The organism is Pseudomonas sp. HB05 (assembly GCF_016756915.1).
In the GTDB taxonomy this organism is placed as follows: Bacteria; Pseudomonadota; Gammaproteobacteria; order Pseudomonadales; family Pseudomonadaceae; genus Aquipseudomonas; species Aquipseudomonas alvandae.
The window spans coordinates 290,234-301,844 of sequence record NZ_JAESPG010000005.1 but is presented as its reverse complement, the minus strand read 5'-3'; the positions used below and the strand labels follow the sequence as shown (position 1 = coordinate 301,844).

1 protein-coding gene is annotated in these 11,611 nt (G+C 64.9%); it reads right to left on the bottom strand.

Annotated features, from left to right (window positions below):
- On the bottom strand, window positions 1-11,374 hold an 11,374-nt coding region (locus tag JMN22_RS08295; RefSeq protein WP_202334964.1), incomplete at its 3' end, for a non-ribosomal peptide synthetase.
- Window positions 11,375-11,611 lie beyond the last annotated feature (237 nt).

Below are 11,611 nucleotides of genomic sequence, written 5' to 3'. Positions count from 1 at the left end.
TCCCACAGGTGAGGGGTGTTGGGTAGAGAGCATCCACCAGGCTTTGCTTCAGCGGCTCGCCGGCCAGGTTGATGATGCGCACGCTTTGCGGGATATCCCCGCTGCGCTGCAACGCGGCGATGGCCGAAGGTACGGTGTTGATCAGGCGCACCTGGTCGCGGGCCGGCAGGTGCGGCAGTTCCAGGGCGTTGCGGGCAATGATCAGCGAGCCGCCGTTGGCCAGGGTCACGAAGAGCTCCCATACCGACAGGTCGAAGCACACCGAAGTGGACGCGAGCACGCCTTGGATGTCGTCGCGGCTGTAGACGGTCTTGGACCAGTCGATCAGCGCCAGGACGTTGCGGTGGGCGATGGCCGCGCCCTTGGGTTTGCCGGTGGAGCCGGAGGTGTAGATGACGTAGGCGAGGTTGTCTGGTTTGACCGCTGTGTCCGGCTCGCTCAACGGATAGCGTGAAAGGTCGAGCTGATCGAGCATCAGCACTTCGGTTCCAGCCGGAACTGTCAACGCCACTGCCTGCTCGGTCAGCAACACCCGCGCCCGACTGTCATCGAGCATGTAGGCCACGCGTTCGGCCGGGTAATCCGGGTCCAGCGGCACATACGCACCGCCAGCCTTGAGCACCGCCAGCAAGGCGATCAGCAATTGCTCGGAACGCGGCATCGCCACGCCGACGCGCACTTCCGGGCCGACGCCCAGTTCGATGAGTTTATGGGCCAGGCGATTGGCACGGCCGTCGAGTTCGCTGTAGCTCAGGCGCGTGTTGGCGAAGGTGACTGCCAAGGCATCCGGGGTGCTTTCCGCTTGGTGGGTGATCAACTGATGAATGCACAGGTCTTGCTCGAACGGCGCATCCACCGGATTCCAGTCATGGGTCAGGCGTTGATGCTCATCGAATTCCAGCATCGACAGCTCACCCAACGGGCGCTCGCCCTGCGCGGTCATCTGCCCCAGCAACTGCACCAGATGCGCCGCCAATCGCTCCACCGTTACAGCCGAGAAACTCGCCCGCTGATAACTCATGTGCACCGACAACTGCCGCTCCAACCCCACCAGCAGCGTCAACGGATAACTGGTCTGTTCCTGGGTGATCGGCGAACCAAAACGCAAACCGTCCGGCACGCCCTGCTCCAGGGCCTCGGCGATCGGGTAGTTCTCGAACACCAGCAAACTGTCGAACAGCGCGTCGCCGCCCTGCCCGGCCCAGCGCTGGATGTCCAGCAACGCGGTGTGCTCGAACTCCCGCAGGGCCAGGTTCTGCGCCTGCACCGCTTGCAACCAGCTATCCAGCGACTGTTCCGCCCGAGGGCTGGCGATAACCGGCAAGGTGTTGATGAACAGGCCGATCTGCTGCTCGATGCCAGGCAAGTCCGCTGGGCGACCGGCGACCGTCGCGCCAAACGCCACGGTGGATTTACCGGTGTAGCGCTGCAACAGCAGCAGCCACGCGGCCTGCACCAGCGTGTTCACCGTGACTTTCGAAGCCCGGGCGAAGGCTTCCAGGCGTCGGGTCAGTGCTTCGTCCAGCACCTGCATATGATCGCCATAACCCACACCCGCGTCCGTCGGCTTACCAACCGCATCGGCCAACCGCGTCGGTGCTTCCAGGCGTTGCAGCGCAGGCTTCCAGAACGCCTCGCTGGCCGCCGCATCCCGGCATTGCAGCCACGCGATGTAATCCCGATAACGTCCACCGGACACGGCAACGGACTGCCCGCTGTAGCGCTGCAACACCTCACCAAGCAGCTGCGAATTGCTCCAGCCGTCCATGAGGATGTGGTGGTGGCTGTAGATCAGGTGATAACGCTGCTCATCGAGACGTACGATCATCAGCCGCACCAGGGCCGGCGCGCTCAGGTGAAGGTGAAGGTGCTGGCGCTCGGCATCGGCCAGGTCCCGTAGGGCCTGATCAGGCACTACATCTCCGCGCAGATCGTGCAGGCTATAAGGCAGCTCCAAATATTTGCTGACCACTTGCACCGGCGCCGGCAAATCGCCCTGCCAGACAAACCGCGTGCGCAGGATGTCATGGGCATCCACCGCCGCCTGCCAGGCCTGGCGGAAGCGTTCCGGGTCCAGCCCTTCGATGTCCAGGCGCAGTTGGTTGATGTAGTCGCCGCCCGCGTCACCGTACACGCCATGGAACAGCATGCCTTGTTGCATCGGAGACAACGGATACAGGTCGACGATCTGCTCGGGCGGCAGCGGCAGTCCGTCCAGTTGTGGCTGGTTCAGGCTCGCCAGCGGGAAGTCCGACGGTGTCACGCCGTTGTGCTCGCCCCGGCAGCAATGCTCGATCAGCCGCTGCAACTCCAGCGCATAATCGTCGGCCAGGGCCTGGATGGTGGATTCATTGAACTGCTCGCGGCTGAAGGTCCAGCCCAGGTTCAGTTCGCCGCCGAACACCTGGCCGTTCAAGGCCAGCGCATTGGACAGCGGCGCTTCGGCGTCCAGCTCATCGCCGGCGCCTTCATCAGCCGGGATGAACAAGGCACCGTCGGCCTCGCTGAAGCTGGCGTCGAACTGGCCCAGGTAGTTGAAGGTCAGGCTCGGCGTCGGCAACCCGGCCAGGATCGCCCGCGTCGCGTCATCCGCCAGATGGGCCAAGGCACCAAAGCCCAGGCCTTTGTCGGGAATCGCCCGCAGTTGCTCCTTGATCTGCTTGAGGCAATCGCCCAAGTCCGCCCGTGGCGTGAGTCGCGCCGGGTACAGGCTGGTGAACCAGCCGACGGTGCGGGTCAGGTCGACATCATCGAACAAGGCTTCGCGGCCATGGCCTTCGAGCTGGATCAGCGCGCTGTCGTGGCCGGTCCAGCGCACCATCACCCGTGCCAGTGCCGTAAGCAGCAAGTCGTTGACCTGGGTGCGATAGGCCTTGGGCGCGTCTTGCAGCAGTTGCCGGGTCAACGCGGCGTCGAGTCGCGTACGCACCGTCACCGCCAGGCGGTTCTGCTGGCCGCCTGCAGGGTTATCCATCGGCAACGAGGCATCGACGTCTTCGAGCTGGGCCTGCCAGAACGCCAGTTCCTGCGCCAACCGGTTGCTGCGGGCATGCGCTTGCAGGCGCTCGGCCCAGACCTGCGCCGAGGTGGTTTTCAGCGGAAATCGCAGCACCGCTCCGCTGGACAACTGGTGATAGGCGCTTTGCAGATCCTCGAACAGGATTCGCCACGACACGCCGTCGATCACCAAGTGATGCACGGCCAGCAACAAACGTTGGCTGCCATCGGCCAGCGTCGCCAGGACCGCCCGTAGCAAGGGGCCCGCTTGCAGGTCCAGGCTGCGCTGGGCCTCGTTGGCGATGCCTTGCAAGGCCTGCGCATCAGGCGCGTCCACGGTCCAGAGCAGGTCTTCGGATTGAGTGTCCGCAGGACGGTAAACCGCCCTCCAGCCGTCGTCCTGCTCGGTGAAGCTCAAACGCAGGCCATCGTGATGTTGCAGCAGCGCGCTCAACGCCTGGTCCAGGATCGGTGCGTCCAGACGCTGGGTCGGCTTGAGCATCACCGCCTGGTTCCAGTGATGACGCTGCGGTATCGCCTGTTCGAAGAACACCCGCTGCACCGGCAACAGCGCCAGCCCACCCGTCACCGGCCCCTGGTCGATGACTTGCGCGGCCTCGCCCTGGCGAACCACGGTCGCGAGCATTTCCAGGGTCTGGTGCTGGAACAGGTCCTTGGGCGTGAAATGCATGCCGGCCTGGCGGGCGCGGCTGACCACCTGGATCGAGACGATGGAATCGCCACCCAGCTCGAAGAAATTATCCCGCAGGCCGACGCGTTCAAGCTTGAGCACGTCCTGCCAGATCGCCGCCAGTTGCTGTTCCAGCGCAGTGCGCGGCGCCAGGTAGGCGTGTTGCGATTGGCTGGCGTCGGGCTTGGGCAGGTTCTTGCGGTCGAGCTTGCCATTGGGGGTCAACGGCAAGCGTTCGAGCAGCAGCAGATAAGCCGGGACCATGTGCGCCGGCAATGTCGCCTTGAGTTGCTCGCGCAGGTGCTCGGCGAAGTCTTCGCGGGAAGATTCTGCCGCCACCACATAGGCCACCAGACGCTTGCCGCTGCCGGCGGTGCCTTCCTGGGCCACGACCACCGCTTCGCGAACGCCATCAAGGGCTTGCAGGCTGGCTTCGATTTCACCCAGCTCAATGCGGAAGCCGCGGATCTTCACTTGGTTATCGATGCGATCCAAGTAATCGAACGTGCCGTCGACGCGCTGGCGCACCAGGTCTCCGGTGCGATACAGCAGGCCCCCAGCGCTGAACGGATCGGCGACAAAGCGTTCGGCGGTCAGCCCCGGCCGGTTCAGGTAACCACGGGCCAATCCCGTGCCGCCCAGGTACAGCTCACCGGCCATGCCTTGGGGCAACAGGTTCAGGTCGGCATCGAGCACGTAGGCGCTGCGGTCGCCGATGCGGCTGCCGATGGGCGCGTACGCAGCGCCACACGCCACCTCGCGACCGGCCTTCCAGATCAGCGGCGTGACCACGGTTTCGGTCGGGCCATAACCGTTGATGATGTACTCGGGACGCAAGGCGCGCCTGACCCGTTCGAAACTGGCGCTGGGCACCGCGTCGCCGCCGAAGCAATAGATGCGCACCTTCGGTGGGTTGCCTTCGCGCTCGGCGTGTTCGGCCAGTTGTTGCAAATAAACGGGCGGGAACGCCACCACCGTCACGCCGTGCTCGTGCATGGCGTTGTAGGTTTGTTCCGGGGTCCACAGGCTGTCATCGCGGATCAGCAGCGACGCACCGTGGGTCAGGCTGGTGAGCCAGCGTTCGTGGGCACCGTCGAAAGCGAACGACATGAAATGGAATTCGCAATCGCTGTCGCGCATTTCATAACGCTCGCCAATGGCCTGGCAGTGCATCGCCAGCGGACCGTGGGCCACGCTGACGCCCTTGGGGTTGCCGGTGGAGCCGGAGGTGTAGATGACGTAGGCCAGGTTATGCGGGTCGGGTTGAACCGTTGGCGCGCTGGTCGGCAGCTCGCGCAGGTCGAGGCGGTCCAGCTCCAGCAGCGGCAACGACTCATCCACCGGCAACTGCGCCGATACCGAGGAGTCGCTGATCAGCAGCGCCAGCCCGGCGTCCTTCATCAAGTACGCCAGGCGTTCACGGGGATAGCTGACGTCCAACGGCACGTAGGCACCGCCGGCCTTGAGCACCGCCAAGAGCGTGACGATCACCCCTTCGCTGCGCGGCAGGGCCACGCCGACGCGGGTTTCCGGGCCGACGCCGCGGCTGATCAAGGCGTGGGCCAGTTGGTTCGCGCGCCGGTCGATCTCGCCGTAGCTGAAATGTCGGTCATTGAAAATCACCGCCGTGCGCTGCGGGCGCTCGGCCGCCAGCGTAGCGATCCGCTGGTGCACGGGAATGTCCACCGGGTACGGCTGCGGATGGTTGTCGGCCTGTTGCCGGGCGTGTTCGGCGCCGTTGGCCAAGGCGATTTCACCCAGGTTGCGCCCGGCGTCCTGGCTGAATTGTTCGAGCAGGTGCAGCAGATGAGCACTGATGTGATCAATCATTTCGTCGGCGAACTGCCGGCGCTCGTAGCTGTAGTGCAGCGCCAGTTGTTCACCGAGGGTGACCGCGACGCTCAGGGCATAGTGCGTCTGCTCACGGTTGGCAACGTCGCCGAACGTGACATCACTGCCAGTGCCTTGCTGCAGGGCCTGGGCAATCGGGTAGTTTTCGAACACCAGGAGGTTGTCGAACAGCGCCTCGCCGCCCTGCCCGGCCCAACGCTGGATGTCCGCCAACGGCGTGTGTTCGAACTCCCGCAGGCTCAGGTTCTGTGCCTGCACCGCTTGCAACCATTGGCCGACCGTCTGGTCCGGACGCGGGCTGCCGATCACTGGCAAGGTGTTGATGAACAGGCCGACCTGCTGCTCAATGCCCGGCAGATCCGCCGGCCGACCGGCCACGGTCGCGCCAAACGCCACGGTCTGGTGCCCGGTGTAACGTTGCAGCAACAGCAGCCAGGCCGCTTGCACCAACGTGTTGACGGTGATTTTCTGCTGGCGGGCAAACGCTTCCAGCGCTTGGGTGCGCCGCGCGTCGAGCGTCAGGAAATGATCACCGTGGCCGCTCTCGCCACCGCCCGAGGCGGCGCGGGCGAGTCGGGTCGGCTCCTGCAACGAGGCCAGTTGTGCGCGCCAGAAGTCCTGGCTGAGCTGGCCGTCCTGGCGTTGCAGCCAAGCGATGTAATCGCGATAACGTCCAACACTGCTGGCCGGCACGCGCCCGCTATAGCGCTGCATCACCTCGCCGAGCAACTGCGAATTGCTCCAGCCATCCATCAGGATATGGTGATGGGTGTAGATCAGGTGCCATTGTTCGGCGCCGGTCCGCACCAGCACCAGGCGCAACAGCGGCGCCTGGCTCAAGTCGAAACCTTGCGCGCGCTCGGCCTCGGCCAGTGCGGCGAGGGCCTGGGCCGGGTCGGCCTGCTCGCGCCAGTCCAGCACGGTGAACGGCAACTGCACCTGCTTGTGGACGATCTGCAGCGGTTGCGCCAATTCTCCCTGCCAGACAAAGCCGCTGCGCAAGATGTCTTGCGTCGCGACGGTGGCCTGCCACGCCGCACGGAACCGCTCGGCATCCAGGCCTTGCACGTCCACCCGCAACTGGTTGACGTATTCGCCGGCCGCCTGCTCGTACAGCGTATGGAACAACAAGCCCTGCTGCATCGGCGACAGCGGGTAGACATCGTCCAACTGACCGGCCGGCACCGGCAGATGATCGAGTTGCGACTGGGTGATCCGCGCCAGTGGGAAATCCGACGGCGTGGCTTGCGGTTCAGCCAGGTTGACGCAATGGTCGATCAGCGCCTTGAGCTCGACGGCGTATTGATCGGCCAGTTGCTGCACGGTCGCGCTGTCGAACATCTCACGGCTGAAGCCCCAGCTCATCGCCAGCTCGCCGCCATGCACCTGCCCTTCCACCGTCAGCCAGTTGGCCAACGGTGCCGTCGGGTCCTGGGCGACGCCACTGCCTTCGCCGGACGGCACGAACAGCGCCGCTTCATCGAACTGGCGGTCGAACTGGCCGAGGTAATTGAAAGTGATGCGCGCAGGCGCCAGATCCGCCCACTGCGCTTGCACCGACGGCGCCGCCAGATGACGCAGCACGCCGTAGCCCAGGCCCTTGTCCGGGACGCCGCGCAGTTGCTCCTTGATGGTCTTGATCGAGCCGCCGAGGTCGCCGGTGGCGGTCAGCTTGACCGGGAACAGGCTGGTCAGCCAACCCACCGTACGGGTCAGGTCGATGTCGTCGAAAAGGTCTTCGCGGCCATGGCCTTCGAGCTCGATCAATGTGCCCGGCTGCCCGCTCCAGCGGCTGATGGTGCGGGCCAGCGCAGTGAGCAGCAGGTCGTTGACCTGGGTGCGATAGGCCGCGGGGGCCTGTTGCAGCAATTGCCGGGTGAGTCCGGCCTCCAGGCGCCATTCGATCTTCGCGCCATGGACGTTCTGCAGGCTGCCCTGCGGGCGTTCACATGGCAGGTCCCGCGCGCCTTCGTGCTGAGCTTTCCAATAGGCCGACTGATCGTCGAAGCGCGAGGCTTCGGCATTCAGCCGCGCCGTCCAGCTCTGGAACGCGCTGGTCTTGGCCGGCAACGTCACGCCGCCACCCGCCGCCAGTTGCTCGTAAGCTTGCTGCAAATCTTCCAGCAGCACCCGCCAGGACACGCCGTCCACCGCCAGGTGATGGATGATCAGCGCCAGCCGCTGGCTGCCGTCGGCCAGGTTTACCAGCATGGCGCGCACCAGCGGCCCGTCTTGCAGGTTGAGGCTGCGCTGCGCCTCGTCGCACAGCGCGTTCAACTGCTCAACGGATCGGGCATCGCGCTGCCACAGGTCGGCGTTTTGCAAAAGCGGTCCATGGCTCTGCCGCCAGCCGTCGGCGTCTTCGACAAAGCGCAGGCGCAAGGCATCGTGATGGTTGATGACGCAGGTCAGCGCCGCGTCGAGCCGCTGTGCATCCAGCGGTTCCCGTGGGGTCAGCAACAGCGATTGGTTCCAGTGTTCACGGGTCTGCATCACCTGGGCGAAAAACTGCTGCTGGATCGGCCCGAGCACGGCATCGCCAGTGACCGGCCCTTGATACAGGGCGCTGTGGCTGTCACGGCGAGCCACCGACGCCAGGCTGCGCACGGTCTGGTATTGGAACAGGTCACGGGGATGAAGATGGATACCGGCCTGTCGCGCGCGGCTCACCACTTGGATCGAGATGATGGAATCGCCACCCAGTTCGAAGAAGTTGTCTTCGAGGCCGACGCGCTCCACTCCGAGCACGTCCTGCCAGATTTCAGCCAGGGCGGTTTGCAGCCCATCCTGCGGGGCGACAAACGCTTGCCGGGGCGCGGCGTCCGGTTGTGGCAGGGCCTTGCGATCGAGCTTGCCGTTGGCGGTCACCGGCAGGCAGGCCAACGGCATCAGGTAGGTCGGCACCATGTACTCCGGCAGACCGGCCAGCAGCCAGGCCTTGACGTCCTGTTGCCATTGCTCATGCGGGTCGCGGTTTTCCAGCACCAGATAACCCACCAGATACTTGCCGTCCTGCACCAGCACCACGGCCTCGCGCACCCGCGGATGTTGCACGAGGCGGGTTTCGATTTCGCCGAGCTCGATGCGCAGGCCGCGCAGCTTGACCTGATGATCGAGGCGGCCGAGGTATTCGATCACGCCGTCGGCGCGCTGGCGTACGCGGTCGCCGGTGCGGTACAGGCGCGCGCCTTCGTGAAACGGGCACGGCACGAAACGCTCGGCGGTCAGCGCCGGACGTTGGTGATAACTGCGCGCCAGCCCCGCCCCGCCCAGGTACAACTCGCCCGCCACGCCCCACGGCACCGGCGACAGATCGGCGTCGAGCACGTGGGTGCGCAGGTTGGCGATGGGCTGGCCGATCGGCACACAATCCGCGCCCTCGTCGACGCAGGTCCAATGGGTCACGTCGATGGCCGCTTCGGTCGGGCCATAGAGGTTGTAGAGCGCGGCGTCCGGCAGTTTGGCGAAGACCTGCTGCTGCGCATCCAGCGGCAACGCTTCACCGCTGCAGACGATGCGCTTCAAACCTTCGCAGGTTTCCACGCCCGGCTCATGGATGAACGCCTGCAACATCGACGGCACGAAGTGCAGCGTGCTGACGCCATGACGGTTGATGGTGTCGATCAGTTGCCGCGGATCACGATGGGCACCTGGCGCGGCAACCACCAATCGCGCCCCGGTCATCAGCGGCCAGAAGAACTCCCACACCGAGACGTCGAAACTGAACGGGGTTTTCTGCAGCACCGCGTCGCTGTCGTCCAGGCCATACGCCTGTTGCATCCAGCACAAGCGGTTGACCAGAGCCGCGTGGCTGTTGCCGGCGCCCTTGGGTTTGCCGGTGGAGCCGGAGGTGTAGATCACATACGCGAGATTCAGCGGGTCGACCGTCACGTCGGGGCGACTGTCGCTGTAGCTGTCGAGCCAATCGTCGGGCTGATCGAGCGCGATCACCTCGACGCCGTCGGTCGGCAGAACCGCCGAGAGCGAACGCTGGGTCAGCAGCAAGCCGATGCCACTGTCCTGAATCATGTAGGCCAGGCGATCCTGCGGATATTCCGGGTCCAGCGGCACGTAGGCGCCGCCGGCCTTGTGGATCGCCAGCAGGCCGACCACCATTTCCACTGAACGCTCGACGCAGATGCCAACCAGGCTGTCGGGCCGCACACCGCGCCCGAGCAGCAGATGGGCCAGTCGGTTGGCGCGGGCATCGAGCGCTGCATAACTCAGGCTTTGTTCGCCGAACAGCAACGCCGGGGCGTCCGGGGTGCGCGCCACCTGGGCTTCGATCAGTTGATGCATGCACAGCTCGGTCGGGTAGCGTTGGGCCGTGGCGTTCCAAGCGTGGACCAGCGTGGCATGCTCGTCGGCGTCGAGCAGCGGCAGCTCGCCGATACGTCGGGTCGGATCGGCAATCATCGCGGTGAGCAATCGCAGCCAATGCCGCGCCATGCGCGCGATGGTCGGCGCTTCGAACAGGTCCTCGGAGTACGTCAGCGCGGCGTGCAACGTGCCGGCTTTTTCATAGGTGTCCAGGGTCAGATCGAATTGGGTGGTGCGGGTCTGCCACTCGATCATGCCCAATTCGAGGCCGGACGCCGTGCGGATCGTGGTGACATCCGCCACCTGGGGTTGATGGTTGTACATCACCTGGAACAGCGGCGTGTGGCTGAGGCTGCGCTCCAGCTTCAACGCGTCGACCAGGCGTTCGAACGGCAAGTCCTGATGAGCCTGGGCGCCGAGGGCGATCTCCTTGACCCGGTGCAGCAACTCGTCGACCCGGGTCTGGCCATCCAGTTCGGTGCGCAGCACTTGGGTGTTGACGAAGAAACCGATCAGGCCTTCGATTTCATCCCGGTTGCGGTTGGCGATGGGCACGCCGACACGGATGTCCGATTGGCCGCTGTAGCGATGCAGCAGCACGTTGAACGCGCCGAGCAGCAGCATGAACAGCGTGACGCCCTGCTGCCGGGCGGTGCCGCGCAGTTGCTCCGCCAACCCGCTGTCGATAGCGAACTCATAACGGCTGCCGCGGTAGCTCGGCACGGCCGGGCGTGAGTGATCGGTGGGCAACTCCAGGACGGGATGCTCATCGCCCAATTGCGCCTGCCAATACGCCAGTTGCCGCGCCTGCTCACCGGCCTCCAGCCAACGGCGCTGCCACAAGGCATAGTCGCTGTACTGGATCGGCAAATCAGGCAGTTGCGGCGACACGCCGGCTTCATGGGCGTCATAGCAGCGGATGAACTCGTCGATCAGCACGTTCATCGACCAGCCATCGGAGACGATGTGGTGCAAAGTCAGCAGCAGCACGTGCTCCTGCGCATCGAGCTTGAGCAGTTCGACCCGCAGCAAGGGGCCATTCGACAGATCGAAGGGCCGCATCGATTGTGCTTGCGCAGCCTGGCGCACCGCTTGCTCGCGCTCGCCTGCCGGCAAGCCGCTGAGGTCCTGTCGCTCGATCATCAGCGGCGCATCGGTGGGCACTTGCAGCAGGCTGTCGTCGGCCTGGCGCTGGAACACCGTGCGCAGGGTTTCATGCCGGGCCACCAGGCTGGCGAAGGCCTGTTCCAGCGCCGACAGGCTCAACGCACCCTTGAGCCGCACCGCCCCGGGCAGGTTGTAGGCGCCGCTTTCGGGATCCAGTTGCCAGAGAAACCACATGCGCCGCTGGGCGTAGGACAGCGCCTGGCGATCCTCGGCTTCGACGCCCTGGGGAATGGGGAAACGGCTGAAGTCCACGCCCTCCTTGTCCAGCGCGGCGAGGAACATCTGGCGCTTGTCCAGGGGCAGCCCGATAAACCGGCGAGCAAGTTTCAAGGCGTCTTCAGCATTCATTTCTGGGTATCCGGAATCAGTGGGCACAAGGCACAAAGGCATGTCGTCCCTATGAAACGAACGCAAACCGGAAAAATTAGCGATTGGGAATAAGTGTCAGCAAGCGTTGATCGACCGGGATCCAGGCCCCCACGCAATGACCGCTTGCCTGCCATTACCAAGCCATCGGGCCCGACGCTCCATTACTGGGCAATACGCTTTGATTCGGTGCAATAAATCCCCTTGCCACTCGCCCGA